18 protein-coding genes, 1 other RNA gene and 1 pseudogene are annotated in these 22,637 nt (G+C 63.9%); 9 read left to right on the top strand and 11 right to left on the bottom strand.

The window, feature by feature from the left end; all coding sequences use genetic code 11:
- The first annotated feature begins 375 nt into the window (after nucleotides 1-375).
- Complete coding sequence (gene tdh / locus XdyCFBP7245_RS18760) at nucleotides 376-1,410, top strand: L-threonine 3-dehydrogenase (protein WP_193552432.1); 1,035 nt, start codon at nucleotides 376-378, stop codon at nucleotides 1,408-1,410.
- Nucleotides 1,411-1,547: 137 nt separating this feature from the next.
- On the opposite strand, the gene XdyCFBP7245_RS18755 is transcribed toward tdh, so the two are convergent.
- From XdyCFBP7245_RS18755 to XdyCFBP7245_RS18735, 5 genes and pseudogenes are all read right to left on the bottom strand, one after another.
- Nucleotides 1,548-2,267 carry a TorF family putative porin gene (locus tag XdyCFBP7245_RS18755; protein ID WP_104616972.1) on the bottom strand — a complete coding sequence of 240 codons (720 nt, stop codon included), beginning with the start codon at nucleotides 2,265-2,267 and terminating at the stop codon, nucleotides 1,548-1,550.
- Between the two features lie 292 nt (nucleotides 2,268-2,559).
- The gene (locus tag XdyCFBP7245_RS18750) at nucleotides 2,560-3,591 is read right to left on the bottom strand and encodes a sulfate/molybdate ABC transporter ATP-binding protein (protein ID WP_104616978.1); all 1,032 of its coding nucleotides are present in this window, start codon (nucleotides 3,589-3,591) and stop codon (nucleotides 2,560-2,562) included.
- 7 nt (nucleotides 3,592-3,598) lie between these two features.
- Nucleotides 3,599-4,552 (bottom strand): sulfate ABC transporter permease subunit CysW, encoded by a 954-nt coding sequence (cysW, locus tag XdyCFBP7245_RS18745; RefSeq protein WP_104616971.1) that lies wholly within the window; start codon nucleotides 4,550-4,552, stop codon nucleotides 3,599-3,601.
- Nucleotides 4,549-5,406, bottom strand: coding sequence for a sulfate ABC transporter permease subunit CysT (cysT, locus tag XdyCFBP7245_RS18740; protein ID WP_104616970.1), 858 nt, complete (start codon nucleotides 5,404-5,406; stop codon nucleotides 4,549-4,551). Before cysT ends, cysW begins: the two co-directional genes overlap by 4 nt.
- Before the next feature lie 2 nt (nucleotides 5,407-5,408).
- Nucleotides 5,409-6,505 (bottom strand): annotated as a pseudogene (locus tag XdyCFBP7245_RS18735) (sulfate ABC transporter substrate-binding protein).
- Nucleotides 6,506-6,597: 92 nt separating this feature from the next.
- Here XdyCFBP7245_RS18735 and kbl point away from each other — a divergent pair.
- Entirely contained in the window at nucleotides 6,598-7,806 is a 1,209-nt protein-coding gene (kbl, locus tag XdyCFBP7245_RS18730; RefSeq protein ID WP_104616968.1) for a glycine C-acetyltransferase, read from the top strand.
- A gap of 2 nt (nucleotides 7,807-7,808) precedes the next feature.
- Complete coding sequence (locus XdyCFBP7245_RS18725; RefSeq protein ID WP_104616967.1) at nucleotides 7,809-8,213, top strand: HNH endonuclease; 405 nt, start codon at nucleotides 7,809-7,811, stop codon at nucleotides 8,211-8,213.
- Here XdyCFBP7245_RS18725 and XdyCFBP7245_RS18720 read toward each other — a convergent pair.
- The 3 genes from XdyCFBP7245_RS18720 to XdyCFBP7245_RS18710 all read right to left on the bottom strand — a co-directional run bounded on the left by XdyCFBP7245_RS18720 (nucleotide 8,152) and on the right by XdyCFBP7245_RS18710 (nucleotide 10,843).
- Nucleotides 8,152-9,012, bottom strand: coding sequence for a pseudouridine synthase (locus tag XdyCFBP7245_RS18720; protein ID WP_104616966.1), 861 nt, complete (start codon nucleotides 9,010-9,012; stop codon nucleotides 8,152-8,154). The genes XdyCFBP7245_RS18725 and XdyCFBP7245_RS18720 overlap by 62 nt on opposite strands.
- 19 nt (nucleotides 9,013-9,031) lie before the next feature.
- Nucleotides 9,032-9,544, bottom strand: coding sequence for a hypothetical protein (locus tag XdyCFBP7245_RS18715; protein WP_104616977.1), 513 nt, complete (start codon nucleotides 9,542-9,544; stop codon nucleotides 9,032-9,034).
- Nucleotides 9,545-9,745: 201 nt separating this feature from the next.
- The gene (locus tag XdyCFBP7245_RS18710; protein ID WP_055846063.1) at nucleotides 9,746-10,843 is read right to left on the bottom strand and encodes an OmpA family protein; all 1,098 of its coding nucleotides are present in this window, start codon (nucleotides 10,841-10,843) and stop codon (nucleotides 9,746-9,748) included.
- Nucleotides 10,844-11,255: 412 nt separating this feature from the next.
- On the opposite strand from XdyCFBP7245_RS18710, the gene XdyCFBP7245_RS18705 reads away from it, so the two are divergent.
- The 3 genes from XdyCFBP7245_RS18705 (at nucleotide 11,256) to XdyCFBP7245_RS18695 (ending at nucleotide 16,087) form a co-directional block, all read left to right on the top strand.
- Nucleotides 11,256-12,278, top strand: coding sequence for a zinc-binding alcohol dehydrogenase family protein (locus tag XdyCFBP7245_RS18705; RefSeq protein ID WP_104616965.1), 1,023 nt, complete (start codon nucleotides 11,256-11,258; stop codon nucleotides 12,276-12,278).
- A 271-nt stretch (nucleotides 12,279-12,549) separates the two neighbouring features.
- Nucleotides 12,550-14,589: an NADPH-dependent 2,4-dienoyl-CoA reductase gene (locus tag XdyCFBP7245_RS18700; RefSeq protein ID WP_104616964.1), complete on the top strand. Its 2,040-nt coding sequence runs from the start codon at nucleotides 12,550-12,552 to the stop codon at nucleotides 14,587-14,589.
- Nucleotides 14,590-14,785: 196 nt separating this feature from the next.
- On the top strand, nucleotides 14,786-16,087 hold the full coding sequence (locus tag XdyCFBP7245_RS18695; protein ID WP_104616963.1) for an MFS transporter: 1,302 nt from the start codon (nucleotides 14,786-14,788) through the stop codon (nucleotides 16,085-16,087).
- An 86-nt stretch (nucleotides 16,088-16,173) separates the two neighbouring features.
- On the opposite strand, the gene XdyCFBP7245_RS18690 is transcribed toward XdyCFBP7245_RS18695, so the two are convergent.
- A non-coding RNA gene (locus XdyCFBP7245_RS18690) (sX9 sRNA) lies at nucleotides 16,174-16,249 on the bottom strand.
- A 954-nt stretch (nucleotides 16,250-17,203) separates the two neighbouring features.
- Between XdyCFBP7245_RS18690 and XdyCFBP7245_RS18685 the strand changes: the two genes are divergently transcribed.
- Nucleotides 17,204-17,665, top strand: a complete 462-nt coding sequence (locus tag XdyCFBP7245_RS18685; protein ID WP_055846073.1) for a cell wall hydrolase — start codon at nucleotides 17,204-17,206, stop codon at nucleotides 17,663-17,665.
- A gap of 479 nt (nucleotides 17,666-18,144) precedes the next feature.
- Nucleotides 18,145-18,759 carry a glutathione binding-like protein gene (locus XdyCFBP7245_RS18680; RefSeq protein ID WP_104616962.1) on the top strand — a complete coding sequence of 205 codons (615 nt, stop codon included), beginning with the start codon at nucleotides 18,145-18,147 and terminating at the stop codon, nucleotides 18,757-18,759.
- 202 nt (nucleotides 18,760-18,961) lie between these two features.
- Here XdyCFBP7245_RS18680 and XdyCFBP7245_RS18675 read toward each other — a convergent pair whose 3' ends face one another.
- Both XdyCFBP7245_RS18675 and XdyCFBP7245_RS18670 read right to left on the bottom strand, forming a co-directional pair.
- Nucleotides 18,962-19,948 (bottom strand): malate dehydrogenase, encoded by a 987-nt coding sequence (locus XdyCFBP7245_RS18675; RefSeq protein WP_104616961.1) that lies wholly within the window; start codon nucleotides 19,946-19,948, stop codon nucleotides 18,962-18,964.
- Nucleotides 19,949-20,065: 117 nt separating this feature from the next.
- Entirely contained in the window at nucleotides 20,066-20,560 is a 495-nt protein-coding gene (locus tag XdyCFBP7245_RS18670) for a peptidylprolyl isomerase (protein WP_010368631.1), read from the bottom strand.
- Between the two features lie 244 nt (nucleotides 20,561-20,804).
- On the opposite strand from XdyCFBP7245_RS18670, the gene typA reads away from it, so the two are divergent.
- Nucleotides 20,805-22,634: a translational GTPase TypA gene (typA, locus tag XdyCFBP7245_RS18665; protein WP_104616960.1), complete on the top strand. Its 1,830-nt coding sequence runs from the start codon at nucleotides 20,805-20,807 to the stop codon at nucleotides 22,632-22,634.
- Nucleotides 22,635-22,637 lie beyond the last annotated feature (3 nt).

The following is a 22,637-nucleotide window of genomic DNA, read 5'->3' as shown; positions in this document are numbered from 1 at the left end:
CCGCCGCTGCCTATCCCGACACAATCCTTCTCGCCTTGTCGCCCTCTCGCCCTCTCGCCTTATCGCCTCCTGGCCCTCTCGCCTGCGGGCCTTCTGGCCTTGTCGACTTGTCGACGTATTCGTTTTCTCGTCGTGCTCTGCTTCTCTGGCATCCCCGCCCTTCCCCCGCCAGCGGGGGAAGGTGCCCGCAGGGCGGATGGGGGCAGCAGTGGTCAGCCAACCCACGCATGCGGCCCCCGCCCATCCAGCGCCGCCCTCGCCACCACTCACCCGAACGGCAGCCATCACTGCAGACCGGTTCTTGCACCGCCGCATGGCAGCCACCTCGCCCCGCATATAATCAGCAACTTACTTTTACTCAGCAGGCCCCGCCAGATGGCGCAGACGATGAAGGCGCTGGTCAAGCGCGAAGCGAACAAAGGCATCTGGATGGAGCAGGTTCCCGTGCCCACGCCTGGCCCCAACGAGGTGCTGATCAAGCTGGAAAAGACCGCCATTTGCGGCACCGATCTGCACATCTACCTGTGGGACGAATGGAGCCAGCGTACCATCACGCCCGGCCTGACCATCGGCCATGAGTTTGTCGGCCGTGTGGCCGAGCTCGGTTCGGCGGTCACCGGTTACCAGGTCGGCCAGCGCGTCTCGGCCGAAGGCCACATCGTCTGCGGTCATTGCCGCAACTGCCGTGGTGGCCGCCCGCACCTGTGCCCCAACACGGTGGGCATCGGCGTCAACGTCAACGGCGCATTCGCCGAATACATGGTGATGCCGGCGTCCAACCTGTGGCCGATCCCGGACCAGATCCCCTCCGAGCTGGCCGCGTTCTTCGACCCGTACGGCAACGCCGCGCATTGCGCGCTGGAGTTCGATGTCATCGGCGAAGACGTGCTGATCACCGGCGCCGGCCCGATCGGCATCATTGCCGCCGGCATCTGCAAGCACATCGGTGCGCGCAACGTGGTGGTCACCGACGTCAACGATTTCCGCCTGAAGCTCGCCGCCGACATGGGCGCCACGCGCGTGGTCAACGTGTCCAACACCTCGTTGAAGGAGGTGATGAAGGACCTGCATATGGAAGGCTTCGACGTGGGCCTGGAAATGAGCGGCAACCCGCGCGCGTTCAACGACATGCTCGATTGCATGTACCACGGCGGCAAGATCGCCATGCTCGGCATCATGCCGCGCGGCGCCGGCTGCGACTGGGACAAGATCATCTTCAAGGGCCTCACCGTGCAGGGCATCTACGGCCGCAAGATGTACGAGACCTGGTACAAAATGACCCAGCTGGTGCTATCGGGTTTCCCGCTGCAAAAAGTGCTGACGCATCAACTGCCGATCGACGACTTCCAGAAAGGCTTCGACCTGATGGAAGAAGGCAAGGCCGGCAAGGTCGTGTTGAGCTGGAACTGACCGACCGGCAGTGAGCAACGCAAAAGGCGCCGCAAGGCGCCTTTTGCATGTCGCGTGTTCGATGTCAGACAGCTGCATCACGCGTGGCAGTCATCGCCCGCCACGCATGCACCAGCCACGCGTCTAACGCATCGCACTCACGGCCAGGTGACGGTGGCGGTCGCCACCAGATGATTCTGCGAATTTTGCCGCCCGAAGCCGAATTCGGCCGCTTCGCTGGTGTCGTAATAGCCCACGGTCAGACCCAGCGGGCCGAAGGTCTTGCCCACGTTCACGCCGAAGTCGTTGTAGTCGTGGTCCACCTGGCTGAGCGCCGAGGTGTAAATGCTGTGCCCGGCATGCGCGCCAACGGTGAAGTCATGCGGCAACGCCCAGTTGGCATCCAGCGCGTAGTAATACCCATCGGTGTCGGTGCCATACAGATCGTTGGTGTAGGCAACGGTCAGGCTGTAGGTCTTCAGGAACGTGGTTTTGGTGATCAGCTCGGCGTAGTTGGAAGCGCCCGCGCCCAGGTACTGGTAGCGGTTCACCATCACATCGAGATTGAAATTGGTGCTCAGATCGGTGTTGTAGCCGACAAAACCGTCCACTTCCCAATCCGGATCGCCAGCGCCGAAATCGACATTGGAGGCCCAGGTGCCGACGTAGAACCCGTACGGCAATTTGTAGGTCAGCCCGGCCTGAAACGCGGGCTCTTCGTTGGTCTGCGAGATACCGCGGAACAGGTAATCGCTGGTCACCGCAAACGTGCCGCTGAGCGGCGACGCGGGCGCTTCTTCGTCCTGCGCCTGTGCAAACGGCACCGCACCCAACAGCAGCAACGACGACAGACAACAAGCGAGCGGGGAAGGCTTCATGGGCATCTCCTGAAACGATGGGCGGTCGGTTGGCGAGCGAAGACTGCACAGACTTCTTAGTCCAACTGTCATTGCAGCGCAACATATACGCCACGCTCGCTTGATCCAGCGCACATCCGCAGAGGCGATGCGCTGATCATATCTCCGTCTCATCGACCGATTGCGCCGAATCTTGATGGCGGAGAGTGCGGAATGGGAAGTGAGGATTCGCACCAACCGTAGCAGGGCTCCTCTGGCGAATCGTCGGTAGCGATCGCTTGCCCAGACCCAGTGCGTCGCCCACCTGCCTGCATCAGGCTGGAAACACGCCGTAGTGCCGTGCGGCCAGTCGCAGCTGCTGACCGGGCTCGAAGCTTCCTGCTGAGGCCGGTAGTTCCACTTCCACCTCGTTGCCGGCCGGCTGCAGCGTGGCACGCAGGCGCAGGCGCGCCCCACTACGCTGCGACCAGGCCACCGTGGCCGGCCAGCCGGCGTCGTCGGGCACCAGATCTTCCGGACGCACGTACACCTCGACCGGGCCGGCGGCCAGTGCGGCGTTGGCTGCCGGCAACGCGTGGCCTGCGACCTGGATCTGCCCTTGCGCCAGCACACCGGGAATGCGGTTCACCGCACCCACGAACGAATACACGAACGGCGAAGCCGGTTTGTCGTAGATCATCGCCGGGGTGTCGAGTTGCTCGATGCGGCCACGGTTGAGGATGGCGACACGGTCGGCCAGTTCCAGCGCTTCTTCCTGATCATGAGTCACGAACACCGTGGTCAGACCGGTCTGTTCGTGCAGCGCGCGCAGCCAGCGCCGCAGATCGCGGCGCACCTGCGCATCCAGCGCGCCGAACGGCTCGTCCAGCAGCAGCACGCGCGGCTCGATCGCCAGCGCACGCGCCAGTGCCACCCGCTGCCGCTGCCCACCCGAGAGCTGGGTGGGATAGCGCTGCTCCAGGCCCTGCAATTGCACCAGCGCCAGCAGTTCTTCCACACGCGCACGGATACGCGCTTCGGCCCAGCGCTCGTTGCCGCGGCGCACCCGCAGCCCGAAAGCGATGTTCTCGAACACGTCCATATGCTTGAACAACGCATAGTGCTGAAACACGAAGCCGACCCGGCGCGACTGCACGCTCATGCGCGTGGCGTCTTCATCGCCGAACAGCACCTGCCCGCCATCGGCATGCTCCAGCCCGGCCATGATCCGCAGCAGCGTGGTCTTGCCCGAGCCCGAGGGGCCGAGCAAGGCCAGCAACTCGCCCTGACGCACATCCAGGGTGATGTCGTCCAAGGCGGTAAAGGTCTCGAACTGCTTGCGCAGGCGGTGGATGCGGATGCCCATGGTCACCTCAATGGCGGTGGTTGGCGGCCAGCGAATCGCCGTGCCGCCATTCCAGATACGTCTTCAGCGCCAGCGTCAGCAGCGCGGTCAAGGCCAGCAGCGACGCGCACGCGAACGCGGCGCTGTAGGCGTATTCGTTGTAAAGAATTTCCACATGCAGCGGCAGCGTATTGGTGCGCCCGCGGATATGCCCGGACACCACCGACACCGCGCCGAACTCGCCCATCGCGCGCGCCGCGCACAGCAGCACGCCATACAACAGGCCCCAGCGGATATTGGGCAAGGTCACGCGCCAGAACATCTGCCAGCCATTCGCACCCAGACTCAGCGCGGCCAGTTCTTCGTCGCTGCCCTGCTGCTCCATCAGCGGCATCAACTCGCGCGCAATGAACGGGAAGGTGACAAAAGTCGTCGCCAGCACGATGCCCGGCAGCGCGAACACGATCCGCGGCAGCTGGATCACCAGCTCGCCCAAGGCCGGCAACTGCACCCGCCACCCTTCGTCGATCAACGGCCAGGCCCAACCGCTGCGGCCGAAGATCAGCACGAAGATCAAGCCCGCCACTACCGGCGAAACCGAGAACGGCAGGTCGATCAGACTGACCAGCAGGCGTTTGCCCCAGAACTGATGTTTGCTGATGGCCCACGCGGCGGCAACGCCGAAGATCAGGTTCAACGGCAACACGATCGCCGTCACCAGCAGCGTCAGCTTGATCGCCGACAACGCATCCGGGTCGACCACCGCGCGCAAAAACACTTCCCAGCCGCCGCGCAGCGCTTCGGCAAATACCAGCACCAGCGGCAGCAGCAAGAACGCCAGCAGAAAGACCAGCGCCCCCAGAATCATCAGCCACTGCACCCAGCGCGGCTCGTTGGTGGCCGAATCGGTGATGCGGCGTGCCTGCTCGGTCATCGCGCGGGTCTGCACTATGGAAGGCAGCGATGAAACAGCATCGCTCATGCGGGCCTCCGTTGATAGCGCAACAGGCGTGCCTGCAGCGTGTTGACCAGCAGCAGCATCACGAACGACAGCAACAGCATTGCCGCTGCGATTGCGGTGGCACCGGCATAGTCGAATTCTTCCAGCCGGATGGTGATCAGCAGCGGCGCGATCTCGGTGGAATTGGGCAGGTTGCCGGCGATGAAGATCACCGAGCCGTACTCGCCCACCCCGCGCGCAAACGCCAGTGCAAACCCGGTCAGCACCGCCGGCCACAACCCCGGCAGCACCACCCGCCACACCGTCTGCCAGCGCGAGGCGCCCAACGTGGCGGCGGCCGCTTCCAGCTCACGCTCGCTTTCGGCCAGCACCGGCTGCACTACCCGCACCACGAACGGCAACCCGACGAACACCAGCGCCAGCACGATGCCCAGCTGGGTGTACGCAACCTTGATGCCGATCGCCTCCAGCCACCGCCCGACCCAGCCGTTGCCACCGTACAGCGCGGTCAAGGCAATGCCGGCCACGGCCGTCGGCAACGCAAACGGCAGGTCGATCACCGCATCGAACAAGCGCTTGCCCGGAAAGCTGTAACGCACGAACACCCACGCCACCCAGGTACCCATCACCGCATTGAATGCGCCCGCGACGAAGGCCGTGCCGAAGCTCACCCGCAACGCCGACAGCACGCGCGGCTCGCTCCATACCTTCCACAAGCCTTCCCAGCCCAGGCCGCTGGTCTTGATGAAGATCCCCAGCAGCGGGATCAGCACGATCAATCCGAGCCAGGTCAGGGTGATGCCCAGACTCAGGCCCAGCCCCGGCATCACGCGTCGGCGCGATGGCGACGCTGGGCGTGCGACCGACGTCTGCATGCCTACTTCTTGGCCTGGATCTGGTCGAACAGGCCGCCGTCGGCGAAGTGTTCCTGCTGCGCCTTATCCCAGGAGCCGAACGCCTGCTGGATGGTGACCAGCTTGATGTCCGGGAAGCGGGCCAGGTCCGCCGGGTCGGCGAATTCGGGGTGGCGCGGGCGATAGAAATGCTTGGCGGCCAGCTTCTGGCCTTCCGGCGCGTACAGATAGCGCAAATAGGCTTCGGCCACATCGCGCGTGCCGTGCTTGTCCACGTTCTTGTCGACCAGCGCCACCGACGGCTCGGCCAGTATCGACAACTTCGGCACCACGATCTCGAACTTGTCCTTGCCCAACTCTTCGCGCGCCAGCAACGCCTCGTTTTCCCAGGCCAGCAGCACATCGCCGATGCCGCGCTGCACGAAGGTCGTGGTGGCGCCGCGTGCGCCGGTATCCAGCACCGGCACGTTGCGGAACAGCGCCTGCATATAGCGCAGGATGCGTTCGCGATCGCCCTTGAAGATGTGATCGGCGTAGGCCCAGGCGGCCAGATAGTTCCAGCGCGCGCCACCGGAGGTCTTGGGGTTGGGGGTCACCACCGCCACGCCAGAGCGCAGCAGATCCGGCCAATCGTGGATGTTCTTCGGGTTGCCCTTACGCACCAGGAACACGATCGTGGAGGTATACGGCGCGCTGTTGTCGGGCAGTCGCTTCTCCCAATCGGTATCGATCAACTTGGCCTTCTGCGCGATGGCATCCACGTCGTATGCCAGGGCCAGCGTGACCACGTCCGCCTCGATCCCGTCGATCACCGCGCGTGCCTGCTTGCCGGAGCCACCATGCGAGGTCTCCACGGTGACTGTGTCCTGCGGGTGTTGCTGCTTCCACTGCGCCGCAAACACCGTGTTGTAGTCGCGGTAAAACTCGCGCGTAGGGTCGTAGCTCACATTGAGCAGCCCGATGTCGCGCGCCCCCGCCGGTCCGGCCAGGGCCAGCAGGGTGCAAAGAAGGGAAGCAAGACGGATACGGGGGTGTGTCACAACGATCTCCTGGCCGGTGGGCGCAGCTGAACAGCAAGCATGCCATGCTGCGCAGCGGCACGCGGGCGGTGAAATGACATCAGTGCCGCCGCTTATGCCGATTTTGCATGACGTAGTGGTATGCCGTTGTGATCGTTAACATTGCGCTTCTTTCTTTGCCACAGCGACCGCCATGACCCGTCCGCCTGCCGCGCTCACCGCCCACTACGCCGCCGAACTGGAGACGATCCAGTCCCAGGGCCTGTTCAAGTCCGAGCGCATCATCACCGGCCCGCAGTCGGCGCGGATCACGCTGGCCGACGGCCGCAGCGTGCTCAACTTCTGCGCCAACAACTACCTGGGCCTGGCCGACCACCCGGACATCATCCAGGCCGCCAAGGACGCACTGGACACGCACGGCTTCGGCATGGCCTCGGTGCGTTTCATCTGCGGCACCCAGGATCTGCATAAGCAGCTCGAGCGCACCATCGCCGCGTTCTTCGGCACCGAAGACACCATTCTGTATGCGGCCTGTTTCGATGCCAACGGTGGCCTGTTCGAGCCGTTGCTCGGCGAGCACGATGCCATCATTTCCGACGCACTCAACCATGCCTCCATCATCGACGGCGTGCGCCTGTGCAAGGCCAAGCGCTTCCGCTACGCCAACTGCGACATGGCCGATCTGGAAGCGCAGCTGCAGGCCGCCGATGCGGCCGGCTGCAAGACAAAACTGATCACCAGCGACGGCGTGTTCTCGATGGACGGCTTCATCGCGCCGCTGGACGAGATCACTGCGCTGGCGCGCAAGTACAACGCGTTGGTGCACATCGACGAATGCCACGCCACCGGCTTTCTCGGTGCCACCGGGCGCGGCTCGGCCGAGGTCAAGGGCGTGCTGGACCAGATCGACATCTTCACCGGCACCCTGGGCAAGGCGATGGGCGGCGCGCTGGGTGGTTTCACCACCGCAAAGCGCGAGGTGATCGAACTGCTGCGCCAGCGCTCGCGCCCCTACCTGTTCTCCAATTCGTTGCCGCCGCACGTGGTAGCCGCCGGCATCAAGGCGTTCGACATGCTGGAAGCGGCCGGCGACCTGCGCACGCAACTGGTCGACAACACCCGCTATTTCCGCGAGCGCATGACCGCCGCCGGCTTCGACCTCAAGCCCGGCGTGCATCCGATCAGTCCGGTGATGCTCTACGACGCACCGTTGGCGCAAAAGTTCGCCGAGCGCCTGCTGGAAGAAGGCATCTACGCCATCGGCTTCTTCTTCCCGGTGGTGCCCAAGGGGCAGGCGCGTATCCGCACCCAGATCAGTGCCGCGCATACCCGCGAACATCTGGATCAGGCCATCGACGCCTTCATCAAGATCGGCCGCGAACTCGACGTCATAAAGGCCTGAGCATGCGCACGGTGCTGCGCCAACGGCTCCTGCTCGCGGCGCACACCGATGCCCAGGCGCAGCTGCTCGCCGACAGTTGGGAAACCCGCTGCCTGCATTGCCGTCGCCGCCTGCACATCGGCATCGACGGCGAACCGCTGGGCCACACCACGCTCGAACACGTGGTCCCGCAGGCCTGGTTTGGACGCCGCGCGGCGGCGGCGCTGTGCGCGCTGGTTGGCGACGACCCCAACGACGCCCGCAATCTGGCGCTGGCCTGTGCCGGCTGCAATCACGCCAAAGGACGGCGCCACGATGCCAATGGCGCCGGCGATGCACGCGCCGTCGAGGTCGTCAGCGCGCTGCTCAGCGCGCGTCTGGCACGCTGGCGGGAACCGACGTCAGCGCCTGGACTTCCTCCACGCTGAGCATCCGCCAGGCGCCTTTGCCCAACGCGCCCATCGGCAGCGACCCGATCGCCACGCGCACCAGCCGCAGCACCCCGATCTCCACGGCCGCCAGCAACCGACGAATCTGCCGGTTGCGGCCTTCGTCCAGCACGATTTCCAGCCACGCATTGCGCTCGCCCTCACGCAGCAAACGCACCTGCTTGGCGCGCAGCAGCGCGCCATCACCGTCGGGGTCGGGATCGATCACCCCGGCCTGCAGCTGCGCCAGCTGCGCGGCGCCGGGCCGGCAGTCGACCTGCACGTGATAGGTCTTGTCCGGACCAATGGCCGGGTCGGTCACCGCCGCCGCCCATTGCGGGTCGTTGCTGAAAAGCAGCAGACCCTCGCTGGCCTTGTCCAGACGCCCCACCGGCGCAATCCACGGCAGGCCGGCGCCGTCGAAACAGCGATACACCGTGTCCCTGCCCTGCTCGTCGCGCACCGTGGTGACCACGCCGCGCGGCTTGTTGAGCATCAGATAGACCCGCGCAGGCCCGGCCAACTGCTGGCCATCGACCGTGATCGCCTCGTGCTGGTCGGCACGGATCGGACATTCGGGGTCGCGGATCACCCGCGCATCCACACTGACGCGCCCATCGGCGATCCAGCGTGCCGCTTCGGTGCGCGAACACACCCCCAGCTTGGACAACACCCGTGCCAGCCCATGCCGTGGCAGGGCGGTCACCGGCCCTGCCGCCGATGGACGCGAGACACGCGTTGGCGCCGCCGACCCACGGTTGCGATGCCGGGACGTGGCCGGCGGAGGTCGCCGGGGCATACCGTCCCGACCGCGCGGCTTACTTGTTTTCGACCGGCTTGGCGTCGGCCGCCGGTGCGGGCGCCGCTGCCGCTGGCGCTGCGCCGGCAACCGGGCGCGCCTTGACCACACGCACGCCGCGCGCCTTCATCCAGGCATCGAACTCTTCGGCGGTCATGCGCTTGCCGTTCTGGCTCATGTCGAAGCGCCACGGCGTGTTGTCGAACGCGGTGGTGGCCTTGTAGGCGGCTGGATCGTTCGGATTGACGGTGCCGCCCGGCGGAATGACCTTGGCCAGATCCTGGCAACCTTCCACCCGCAGGCGCAGCAGCACGCGGTCCACCGATTGATCGCTGCTGTACGGCTGGGCCAGCACGCCGGTGGGCATGCCCAGCTGCACGCTGCGGGTGTAGAACTCGGCGGCTGCCGGTGCGATGACGGTGGCAGGCAACGGCAGCGGCTGGGACACCGTGCTGCCGGCGCAGTTCGGAGCGGCGTAGGCGGCGGGAATCAAGGCGAGACAGAGCAATCCTGCCGAAGCGGTACGCAGCATCGTTGGTTCTTCCAATAAGAGTGTGGTGTCGACGCGGCGAGTGTAGGCAGCGATGAACGCTGTTTCAACCGGAACCGTGCCGGGATGGCAACACAGACAGCATTGCAGCCTGTGCGCGGAGGAATGTGGGGACGTTCGGAGCGCACATAGACAAAACCCGGCGCAAGGCCGGGTTTTGTATGGAACAAGCTAGCGGTCCAATTAGTTCTGGACGTTCAGCTCGGTACGACGGTTCTTCGCACGGCCTTCCGGATTGTCGGAACCATCCGGGTTGGCGTTCGGAGCAATCGGACGGCTCTCGCCGTAGCCGATCGGGCCGACCAGACGCGACGCATCGACGCCGTTCTTGGTCAGGTAGTCGTACACGGTGGTCGCACGACGCTCGGACAGCTTCTGGTTGTACGCGTCGGTACCCTTCGAGTCGGTGTGACCGGCAACCTCGACCTTCAGGTCGGGGTAACGCTTCAGGATCTCGGTCGCTTCGCTCAGGATCGACATTGCGTCAGGACGCAGGGTCGACTTGTTAAAGTCGAAGTTCACGCCCTTCAGGTCGATCGACACAGGCACCGGGCAACCGTCCGGACCGATGGTCTGGCCAGGCTGCGAAGCCGGGCACTTGTCGTCGCAGTTGTTGACGCCGTCACCGTCGTCATCCAGGTCTGCGCAGCTCGGAGCAACCGGAGCCGGAGCCGGCGGCGGAGCGGTCGACGGAGCCGGTCCCAACGGGATCACGACGCCGACCGAAGCCAGCACGTCGCCGAACCAGTCTTCCTGCGGAGCAGCAACGCTCTGGTCGTTGAAGTCGGCGCGGTAGGCCAGTTCAGCACGCACGGCGACGCGCTTGTCGAAGGTGGTCTGCAGACCGACACCAGCCTTGGCGGCAAAGTTGCCGTCCTTCTGCTGGCCCGGCGAAACCGGGTTCGGGGTTGCGTCGAACTCTTCTTCCGAACGCTGATAGCCCAGACCGAACAGCAGGTAGGGGTTCCAGCCGCGGCCTTCCTGGATGAAGTGGCGACGCAGGTCGAACGAGATGCCGTACTGGCTCCAGTTCTGATCCTGGTTGGCATCGAAGTTCGGGTTCTGATAGTTCAGTTCACCGTCGATCGACCAGTTCGGGCTGACAAACTTGCCCAGGCCCAGGGTGACGAACGGAGCATCATTGGTCAGACGATCGCTGTCCTGGAAGTTGAAGCCAGCGCTACCGGTCAGGTACCAACGGTCATCGAACTCCTGCGCGGACGCAGCCTGGGCAACTGCCAGACCGCCGAGCAACGCGGCAGTGAGAATTTTCTTGTTCATTTATACAGCTCCTTCTTTGGGAGATAAACCGATAGAGGCGTGTTCTTGGTAAAGATGCTCATCACATCCAGAGCCATCGGGGCGCAGATTAAGCCGGCTTCAGTGAAGATCGCGTTAACGGTCATATAACATGTGAAAGCAATCACCATGGCGGCGCAGCCCATCCAATACTACGTATACAGTTTCATGAAGGAAAGGACGGGGCACCCACTTCCGTGTATCAACGCATCTGAACGGTAGCCGACTTGAGCCGGTTGAAGACGGTTACAGGCATGCCGGTTCGCAGCGGTTCCGTCGGCATCAAAAACCACATTGGTGAACGCAACGCCCCGCCCGAGCTGAATTGCGGGGTCAGTGGTTGCAGCCGCCTCGCTTCACAACGCACCCTGAACTCCCCACCAGGAGCGCCCCGATGAAAGCCGTCGTCCTTACCCGTTATCTGCCGATCGACGATCCGGCATCGCTGCTTGACATCGACGCGCCCGCCCCGGCAGCGCCGTCGGGGTATGACTTATTGGTCCGCGTTGAAGCGATCTCGGTCAATCCGGTGGATACCAAAGTGCGCGCGCCCAAGCCGCAGCCCCTGGCCGAGCCAAAAATTCTGGGATACGACGCTGCGGGCGTGATCGAAGCGGTGGGCCCGGAGGTCACTGCGTTTGCCGTGGGCGACGAGGTGTACTACGCCGGCGACATCGGCCGGCCGGGCAGCAACGCGCAGTATCAACTGGTGGATGCGCGCATTGCCGGGTGCAAACCCACCTCGCTGAGTTTTGCCCAGGCGGCCGCATTGCCGTTGACCACGCTGACCGCGTGGGAGCTGCTGTTTCAGCGCATGCCGTTCGCATTCGATGGCGCACGCAACCGCGGCCGGCATCTGTTGATTATCGGCGGCGCTGGCGGGGTGGGTTCGATCGCGATCCAGCTGGCGCGGCACGCCGGCTTCACGGTGATCGCCACCGCCTCGCGCCCGGAGAGCATCGAATGGGTGCGGCAGATGGGGGCGCAACATGTCATCGACCACCATCAACCGCTGCACCCGCAGTTGCAGGCGATGGGTCTGCAACAGGTGGATGCAGCACTGAATCTGGCCGATACCGACCGCTACTGGCAGCAGCTGGGCGAGATCCTGGCGCCGCAGGGGCATGTGGGCCTGATTGTCGAGCCACGCGGCCCGCTGATGATTGGCGACCCCTACAAGTCCAAGTGCATCGGCATCCATTGGGAGCTGATGTTCGCACGGTCGCGCTACGCCACCGACGACATGGTGGAGCAGCACCGCATCCTCAACCGTGCCGCGAGCCTGATCGATGCTGGCGAGCTGCGCACGACGCATACCGAGACGCTGTCGCCAATCAATGCCGACAACCTGCGCGAAGCGCATCGGCGGCTGGAGGGCGGCAGCACCATCGGCAAGCTGGTACTGGCCGGGTGGTAGCCGCAGCGGCTGGCGCCGCCTGTTTGCACGGCAGTGAACTGCAGCCCGGAGGCGCCTGTGCCGGCTTTCGGGCTGCACGAACGCTGTGATCAAGCGCCGCCGCCGCATAGGCAGACGCTCGGTAAGGCAGGTCTTGGCATAGCGGACGGTGTGACGTCGGCCAACTAGCAGGTGCGTCGCGGCCGGCAGCGCCAAATCCGGCACCTTGGGACTTGCCGCCACGCGCGTTTGCCTGCATCGTGCGCACTCCGTACGCCAGCGTATCCATATCATGTCGCCCGCCACCGGCCCTTCCGCCTCCTCCTTCCCGTACCTATTCACGCCACTCGATCTGGGTTTCACCCAATTGCGCAATCGCGTCCTGATGGGCTCGATGCACACCGGGCTGGAAGATCGCGCGCGCGATTTCCCCAGGTTGGCCGCCTATTTCGCCGAACGGGCGGCGGGCGGCGTCGGCCTGATCGTCACCGGCGGCTTCTCGCCGAACGTGGTGGGTTGGCTCAAGCCGTTCGGCGGCAAGCTGTCGTGGCCTTGGGAAGTGCGCCCGCACCGCCAGGTCACCCGGGCGGTGCACGAACAAGGCGCCAAGATCTGCATGCAGTTGCTGCACGCCGGGCGCTATGCGTATCACCCGTTGTCGGTGGCGCCGTCCAAGCTGCAGGCACCGATCAACCCGTTCACCCCGCGCGCGTTGTCGGCAGCGGCGGTGGACCGGCAGATTGCCGCCTATGCGCGCGCCGCGCGGCTGGCGCGCGAGGCCGGCTACGACGGTGTCGAGGTGATGGGCTCGGAAGGCTATCTGATCAACGAGTTCACCGCCGCGCGGACCAACAAGCGCAGCGATGCCTGGGGCGGTGACGCAACCAAGCGCATGCGGTTTGCGGTGGAGATCGTGCGCCGCATCCGTGAAACCTGCGGGCCGGACTTCATCATCATCTACCGGCTGTCGCTGGTGGACCTGGTCGAAGACGGCAACCAGTGGCAGGAGATCGTGGCGCAGGCGCAGGCCATCGAAGCCGCCGGCGCGACCATCATCAACTCCGGCATCGGTTGGCATGAAGCGCGCGTACCGACCATCGCCACCTCGGTGCCACGCGCCGCATTCGCCGGCGTTACCGCTAAGCTCAAACCGCACCTGCGGATTCCGGTAGTGGCGAGCAACCGCATCAACATGCCGGAAGTGGCAGAACGCATTCTGTCCGACGGCGCAGCGGACATGGTCTCGCTGGCGCGCCCGCTGCTGGCCGACCCGCAGTGGACCAACAAGGCCCGCACCGGGCAGTCGCACACCATCAATACGTGTATCGCCTGCAACCAGGCCTGCCTGGATCACGTATTCGAAAACAAACTGGCTACCTGCCTGGTCAACCCGCGCGCGGTGCACGAAACCGAGCTAATCTATACGCCTGCTACGGCACCCAAGAGCATTGCCGTGGTCGGCGCCGGACCGGCGGGGCTTGCATGCGCGACGGTGGCGGCCGAGCGCGGGCATCGCGTCACCTTGTTCGATGCGGGCAGCGAGATTGGCGGGCAGTTCAATGTCGCCAGGCGTATCCCCGGCAAGGAGGAATTCAACGAAACGCTGCGCTATTTCCGTCACCGGATCGAAGCCACCGGCGTCCAGTTGCGTCTGAACACGCACGTGCAGGCAGCAGACCTCACGGACTTCGACGAGGTTGTGCTGGCGACCGGAATCGAGCCGCGCAAGGTCGACTTCCCCGGCGCCGATCACCCAATGGTGGTGAACTACCTGGATGTGGTGCTGGGTCGGCATGTGGCCGCCCCCAAGGTGGCGATCATCGGCGCGGGTGGCATCGGTTTCGATGTCGGCGAGTTTCTGGTGCACGCCGGGGAGTCGTCAGCGCTGGATCCGCAGCGCTGGATGGCCGAATGGGGTGTGGACCCGACCTTCGAGGCGCGCGGCGCGCTGGCCAAACCGCAACCCGAGCCCCCTGCCCGTCAGGTCTGGCTGCTGCAGCGCAGCCCTGGGCGCCCGGGTGCCCGCCTGGGCAAGACCACCGGCTGGATCCACCGCGCAACGCTCAAAGCCAAGGGCGTCAAGATGCTCGGCGGCGTGGAGTATCTGGGCGTGGACGATGCCGGCCTGCGCATTCGCGTCGACGGCGACGAGCAATTGCTCGACGTCGGCACCGTGGTGATCTGTGCCGGTCAGGAACCGCGACGCGAGCTGCTGGCCGCGCTGCAGGCCAACGGCCAGCAACCGCACCTGATCGGCGGCGCGGACGTGGCCGCCGAGCTGGACGCCAAGCGCGCGATCAACCAGGCCAGCCGACTCGCTGCGAGGTTTTGATGCGTGCGCTCCACCAGATGAGGCGGTACCGCGCCATCCCGGAGCGATAGCGGTCGATGCGCAAGCCCCTCTCCGCTCGGGAGGGGCTTTGAAGCTGCGGCGCCACGGCTCCTAGCTCCGTCTGCGCCAGCGCTCTGATCACCATCTCGCGTGCGCCGTTCTTCGTATTGTCTTTGAGCTGCGGTATAAGCGGCGCATGCCGCCTTCTTCGACAAAGCGCCCGCCCCCTGGCCTGTCAATGGAAACCTTGCTGGCGTACACGGCTGCGCACTTCGGTAAAAGCCTGCTCTGGTACACCGGCGAGTTGTTGCTGATCTTCGCCCTGACCGAATACGTGGGACTGAGTGCAACAGCTGCCGGCGTGTCGGTTGCTGCCGGGCTGCTGGTCAGTGCCGCAATGGGGCTGTTCGCTGCGCGCCGCTGGCAGACGGGCGTCAGCCTGGCCTGGGCCGGACGCGCGCAATGGCGAGGCATGGCGCTGGCAGCGGTGACGATGTCCTTGCTGTTTGTGGTGCCGCTGTTACCACCACCTGCACGTCTGCCGTGCGTGCTGTTACTCAGCCTGCCGTTTCGTGCGGCCTACGCCATCGGCGATGTTGCGCAGAACACGTTGCTTGGACTTTGCCATTGGCCATGGCGTGGAGCACAAGGCGTGAGCGCACTGCGCTTGATCGGCAGCGGTCTGGCTGCCTTATCGATGAGCGCAGTGATCGGGCTGCTGCTCTCCAGGCCGCATGCGGGTGCCGCCACGGCAATGACGGTTGTTTGCATTGCGAGCTGTATCGCAGTGACCTCGTCCTGGTGGTTGCGTCTGACGCTGCAATCGCAGACGCAGGACGTCAACAGCATGCCTGCCGATCGATTTGTCGCATCCTCGCGTCATCATCAACTGTTGCCGCTGGTAGTGATTGCGCTGCTGTCGCTGACCTTGCCTACGTTTACCAAACTGGCACCGTATCTGGCGCAGACACTGGTTATTTCGCAACGTTGGGGTAGCGCGCTGCTGATCAGCTACGCCATGGGCTCGGTGGTCGTACAACCACTGGCAGCACGCCTGCACACCGGCGCGTTTCAGCGACTCGGATACAGCGGTGCAGTGCTGGTCGGCTGTGGGCTGCTGTTTGCGTTGCAGACAACGCGCGGCATCTGGCTGGATGCAGCGCTGGCACTTTGCGTCGGCATGGCGGCGGGCAGCGCCGGACAATGGGTGTGGGCGCGCCATGCCGAACTTTCCATACAGTACAGCCCCGCACAACAAGCTCGCCGCTTTGCCGTGCTGACAGCCGTGGCACAGGTTGCGCTTGCCCTGGGCAGCGCCGTGGTCGGCCTACTGCTGAGTCTGCACAACACGCACGGCGCAGCTCAAGCGCAGCTTGCATGGTCGATGGCAATCGGGCCTGTGGTCTGCGGCGCGGCGTGTCTGTGGCTGGCATGGAGCAACCGTGCATCGCTACTTGAGCGAACATTGGCTGCCGAAACGACACCACTCCAAACTTGACGGCATGTTTGGGGATGCACGCTATGTGGATCCTCGACGACAACGGCGCGAAGATTTTTCGCTTGATCCGCGCTGAAATATTTAACGGCCAACAAAGCGTAGCGAGTCATCGTCAGACAGGTATGGACGGCGCACGAGAAGCGGAGTTTGCGAGTGGCATAGGCCACAAGGTGGACAGGCCGCGCACGCCTGGCAGCTGGGAGGCTTTCAGTCGCCTTAGACGTCTTTAGCGGATTGGCCAACATGGCCGACACATGAAAAAACCTTTCACTGTACTTATCGAAGCCACTTGCTCATTCAATGCGCGTGGCCGCCCGACTCACTAAATGACGTTGACGCTGCGGTAGCAGACGGGTGTGTGATCGTAGATGGAGATTGGGCATCAACTGACGATGCGCATGACCCTGGCGCATGATCATCATGACAGCGCCACGCAGCTTGGTGATCTCGAATGTACGACTGGCGAGCGACGCCTGAGCGAATCGCGCAACACAGTGGAGCAACCATGACTGCGAAAGCGTGGCCATCAGTTTCGTCGCGATACCGATGCAATAACGCAACGTTTGAAATCGCATGCAAAGTTGCTGTGCCCATTTGCAGACAACTACGTGCTAAATGATTCCGCAAGGTGTGCGATGCACGCACGCAGCGCGTCCAACTGACCACTATTTTTCCGCGCAACGACGCGTACATTCGACGCCTATCTTTTCGCAGCACCAGAGAACGCGTGCAGCCAGCGTGAAAGAAGAGTTCTTCAACGATCTAGTTTCGCCATGCACGCAATATCAGCGCCAAAAACTGCGCGCGATCAACTGTCGCCGAGCGAATGCGACGCGCATGACATGGTGCGTTGCGTGATACGTCGTGGGCACAACGCAGGCACAGCCGATGTCGTGCCGCGTCAACCCCGCCCATTCAGCCAAGATTGTGTGATCGCCGCCTACCTTGCGCCAACTTTTTGACCCACCTCATTTGGTGGGCACCTTCGGTAGATCTCTCTTTCACCGAAGACCGGGCGGCCCGTGACAGGTCGCCTCCCCATGACGCCAAGCCTTTCGCACTGGTGCATCCACTTTGGAGGCTCTGCGGACCGGCCCATACGGAGCAAGGAGTTGTATGAAGATGATTTGGATATTCTGGCTTGCGCAATTGATGCCGCAGCCAGCTGCAGATTCGCTGTGTTTGAGTACGACCGTTTATCTGGAAGCACGCGACCAGACCTTGCGTGGCCAACAGGCTGTTGCGGAAGTTGCGTTGCGTCGGCTGGACAGCGGTTTGTGGGGCGACTCGATGTGTGAGGTGGTCACCGCACGCAAACAGTTTGCACCGACGATCGTGGCACCAGGCACGCAGTTGAAGAACGACGATGCCTGGAACAAGGCGTTGGGTGTTGCCCTCGCCGCAGAACGTAACTGGGCGTTGCCTGTAGGTCAGCGCAAGGAGATCGTACCTGGCGCGAGCCACTTTGCTGCCAGCGCGATTGCCAGCCCGAGTTGGCGCAATGCGTATCAGGTTGCAACCATCGGCGATCACACCTTCTACCGCGTACAGAAGCTGCGCCCGCGTACTGCGTCGTAACGGCACGATGGGCCGATAGCGCGCTGCAACGTGCCCGCACCGTTGCGATACCGCATTGGACCAACGACTCGCTGTTTTCGCGCTCGCCAGTTCGCAAGAGCCAGCGCGTGAGAGGCTCTGCGCACGATTACTCCTGATGCATGCACTCGTGATGCGTGCAAGCGCATCATCTGCGCTGCCAATAAATCGGTATGCGTGATGATGCCGATGACACGTAGCGTGTGTTACCCGTCTACCACGACTGGGCGGCCGGCGCCGGCGATGTGATCGGCCGCTTCGCGTAGCGAATGCTGATCGTCGAAGATCACCAGCCAGCGGCGCAACAGCGCAGAGCGCGGCACGCTAACGCAGCGCGCTTCACCTAGCGCTAGAGGCCGCGATACGCCCGCCTACGCATCACCGCACTGCGGCTCTGACGGCAGCACAGCTTGCCGCCTAACCCGGCTAAGCTTGCATCCCCTCTTCCTAACTGGACGCACATGAAGCTCTACACCAAGCCCGGTGCCTGTTCGCTTGCAGACCACATTGTGTTGCGCTGGTCCGGGCTTCCGTTCGACCTGGTCGTAGTCGACGCAACCACCATCAAGTCGCCCGAGTATCTGCAGCTCAATCCCGCTGGCGCAGTGCCGTTGCTGGTGGTCGATGATTGGGCATTGACCCAGAACGCGGCCATCCTGAATTACATCGCCGATGTTGCGCCGCTCAGCAGCCTGGGCGGTGACGGCAGTGCGCGTAGCCGCGCCGAAATCAATCGCTGGATCGCCTTTTCGAATGCCGATGTGCATCCGACCTTCAAGCCGATCTTCGGCAGCACCGCGTATCTGCAGGATGAGTCATTGATCGCGCGCAGTCACGACGATGCACGCAGCAAGTTGCGCACGCTCTACACGCGCGTCGATGCGCATCTGCAGGGCCGCGACTGGCTGGCCGGCGACAGCCATACCGGCGCCGACGCCTATCTGTTCGTGACCTTACGGTGGGCCAACAAGGCAGGCGTGGACCTCAGCGGCCTGACCGCGCTGGATGCGTTCTTCAAGCGCATGCAGGCCGATGCCGATGTGCAGGCCGCGCTGAAGGCCGAAGGCCTGTCGTAACAGGCACCGCGGGGTGACGGGTGACGCCACGTCACACGGCAAGGCAAGGCAACCCATCGCAGTGCGTGCAGATCATCGCCTCGCGTTGTCCGCAGACCATCGCCGCAGATCGAGCTCCGCATGCAGGTCCAGCGCCTGCATGCGGACACAAAAAAACGCCGGGCAGTGCCCGGCGTTCTCGTAGCAACTACAGCTGCGAACCTCAGCCCAGCAGATGCGACACGCCGCTGCGCTCTTCTTCCAGCTCGGCCAGGGTCTTGTCGATGTACTTCTGGCTGAAGTCGTCGATCGGCAGATCCTTGACCAGGGTGTACTGACCGTTCTCGGTGGTCACCGGGAAGCCGAAGATCACGCCTTCCGGAATGCCGTAGGAGCCGTCGGACGGCACGCCCATGGTGACCCACTTGCCGTTGCTGCCCAGCACCCAATCACGCACGTGATCGATGGCGGCATTGGCGGCCGATGCGGCCGACGACAGACCGCGCGCTTCGATGATCGCCGCGCCGCGCTTGCCCACGGTCGGGATGAAGGTGGAGGCGTTCCACTCCTGGTCGTTGATCGCATCATTGATGGATGCGCCATCGGAGGTTGCGAAACGGTAGTCCGGGTACATGGTCGGGCTGTGGTTGCCCCAGACCACCAGCTTCTCGATGCCGCCGACCGGCTTGCCGAGCTTGAGCGAGAGCTGGCTCAGGGCGCGGTTGTGGTCCAGACGCAGCATGGCGGTGAAGTTCTTCGGGTTCAGATCCGGCGCCGACTTCATCGCGATGTAGGCATTGGTGTTGGCTGGGTTACCGACCACCAGCACCTTGACGTCACGCTTGGCCACCTTGTTCAACGCCGCGCCCTGCGCGGTGAAGATCTTGGCGTTCTCCAGCAGCAGGTCCTTGCGCTCCATGCCCGGACCGCGCGGACGCGCACCGACCAGCAGGGCGACGTCGATGTCCTTGAACGCCACTTCGGCGTCGTCGGTACCGACCATGCCGGCCAGCAGCGGGAACGCGCAGTCTTCCAGCTCCATCATCACGCCCTTGAGCGCGGCCTGGGCCTTCTCGTTGGACAGTTCCAGCAATTGCAGGATCACCGGCTGATCCTTGCCCAGCATTTCGCCCGAGGCGATGCGGAACAGCAGGGCGTAGCCGATCTGGCCGGCAGCGCCGGTCACAGCAACACGAACAGGTGCTTTCATGGGGTATTTCCTCTGCTAAAAAGCGTTGGTGGGGTCGCGCGCTGGCGTGGCGCAAGGCCTGGCGGCGCGCGTTGACAAGCAAACGGCCGCACATGGCGGCCGTTCGATCAGGGTCAATCAGGCGGCGAGGATCTTATTCCACTCCGCAACGCGGTCGGCCTTGGCGGCCAGCACGGCGTCAGTGTCGCCTTCAATGGTGAGCGTGTTGATGGTGTCGCCCTGGGCAACGCTATCCACCACGTCCAGGCCCTGGGTGACCTTGCCGAACACGGTGTGCTTGCCGTCCAGCCACGGGGTGGCGGTGTGGGTGATGAAGAACTGGCTGCCATTGGTGTTCGGGCCGGCATTGGCCATGGACAGCACGCCGCGCTCGTGGCCGACGCCATTGTTGGCCTCGTCTTCGAAACGATAGCCCGGGCCGCCGCGGCCGGACCCTTCCGGGCAACCGCCCTGGATCATGAAGTCGGCGATGACGCGGTGGAAGCTCAGGCCGTTGTAGAAGCCGCGCTTGGCCAGATTGACGAAGTTGGCGACGGTCAGCGGTGCCTTCTCCGGATACAGCTCAACAACGATCGGGCCGCGGGACGTGTCGAAAGTGGCGATCAGGGACATGGAAATCCTTGCAGGTTCTGGGGTGATCAACAGCCCATTAGGATACACCCGGGCGCACAGACGACTGCGCAGGTACGACCATGGTCCAAGGCCGTCGTCGGGCCTGGATTCGAGCAGCCGTCACGCTGCCTGAATGGGCGATCTGAATCGACTTGCGTCAATCCGCAACGGCAACGCAACGAAACCGCTATAATGCTGGGCTTACCTCATCTCAAGACTGGCGCCAGACAGGGGCCCTTTCCGCATGTCCATTGAAAAACTCCGCAATATCGCCATCGTCGCCCACGTCGACCATGGCAAGACCACCCTCGTCGACTGCCTGCTGAAGCAGTCCGGCACCCTGTCCGAACGCACCGTCTTGGCTGAGCGTGTGATGGACAGCAACGATCAGGAAAAGGAACGTGGCATCACGATCCTGGCCAAAAACACGGCCATCACCTGGAACGGCAACCGCATCAATATCGTCGACACCCCCGGACACGCCGACTTCGGTGGCGAAGTCGAGCGCGTGCTGTCGATGGTGGACTCGGTGCTGATCCTGGTCGACGCGATGGACGGCCCGATGCCGCAGACGCGCTTCGTGACCCAGAAGGCCTTTGCGATGGGCTTCAAGCCGATCGTGGTGGTCAACAAGATCGACCGTCCCGGCGCACGCCCGGACTGGGTGATCGACCAGGTGTTCGACCTCTTCGACAAGCTCGGCGCAACCGACGAGCAGCTGGACTTCCCGATCGTCTACACCTCCGCGTTGAACGGCTACGCCAGCCTGGATTCGGACGTGCGCGACGGCGACATGACCCCGCTCTATGAAGCGATCATGCAGCACGTGTCGGCACCGGACGTTGACCCGGACGGCCCGTTCCAGATGCGCATCAGCCAGCTGGACTACAACAACTTCGTCGGCGTGATCGGCATCGGTCGCATCCAGCGCGGCGTGCTGAAGAAGAACATGCCGGTCAGCGTGATCGACCGCGAAGGCAAGAAGCGTCAGGGCAAGGTACTGCAGGTGCTGGGCTTCCTGGGCCTGGAGCGTATCGAGCAGGACACCGCCGAGGCCGGCGACATCGTCGCGATCTCCGGCGTGGCCGAGCTGACCATTTCCGACACCGTGTGTGCGCTCGATCACCCGGAAGCGCTGCCGGCGCTGACCGTGGATGAGCCCACCATCTCGATGACCTTCCAGGTCAACAACTCGCCGTTCGCCGGCAACAAGGACCTGTCCGGTGGCAAGTTCCTGACCAGCCGCCAGCTGCGCGACCGTCTGGACCGCGAGAAGGTGCACAACGTGGCACTGAAGGTCGAGGAAGGCTCCGACGCCGACAAGTTCCTGGTCTCCGGCCGTGGCGAACTGCATCTGTCGGTGCTGATCGAAAACATGCGTCGCGAAGGCTATGAGCTGGCCGTGTCGCGTCCGGAAGTCATCATCAAGGAAATCGACGGCAAGCAGATGGAGCCGATCGAACAGCTGGTGGTGGACATCGAAGAACAGCACCAGGGCGGCGTGATGGAAAAGCTGGGCAGCCGCAAGGGCCAGCTGAAGAACATGGAATCGGACGGCAAGGGCCGCGTGCGCCTGGATTACATGATCCCGGCGCGTGGTCTGATCGGCTTCCAGAACGAGTTCCGCACCCTGACCCAGGGTTCGGGCCTGCTGTTCCATGTGTTCGACCATTACGGCCCGAAGGAACAGGGCGCCATCGCCAAGCGCCAGAACGGCGTGATGATTGCCAATGCTGCCGGCGCCACTCCTGCCTATGCGCTGGGGCCGTTGGAAGAGCGTGGCCGCCTGTTCGCCGCCGAAGGCGACAATGTGTACGAAGGTCAGCTGGTCGGTATCCACTCCAAGGACAACGATCTGACCGTCAACGCGATCAAGACCAAGCCGCTGACCAACATGCGCGCCTCGGGCAAGGACGATGCCATCAAGCTGACCCCGGCGATCAAGTACACGCTGGAGCAGGCGCTGGACTTCATCGAGGACGACGAGCTGGTCGAAGTCACCCCGAAGGAAATCCGCCTGCGCAAGAAGGGCTTGACCGAAAGCGACCGTAAGCGCTCCGGCCGTTCCGGCTGAGTT

It is taken from the genome of Xanthomonas dyei (genome assembly GCF_002939865.1).
GTDB lineage: Bacteria > Pseudomonadota > Gammaproteobacteria > Xanthomonadales > Xanthomonadaceae > Xanthomonas > Xanthomonas dyei.
This window is presented reverse-complemented; position numbering and strand designations above follow the sequence as displayed.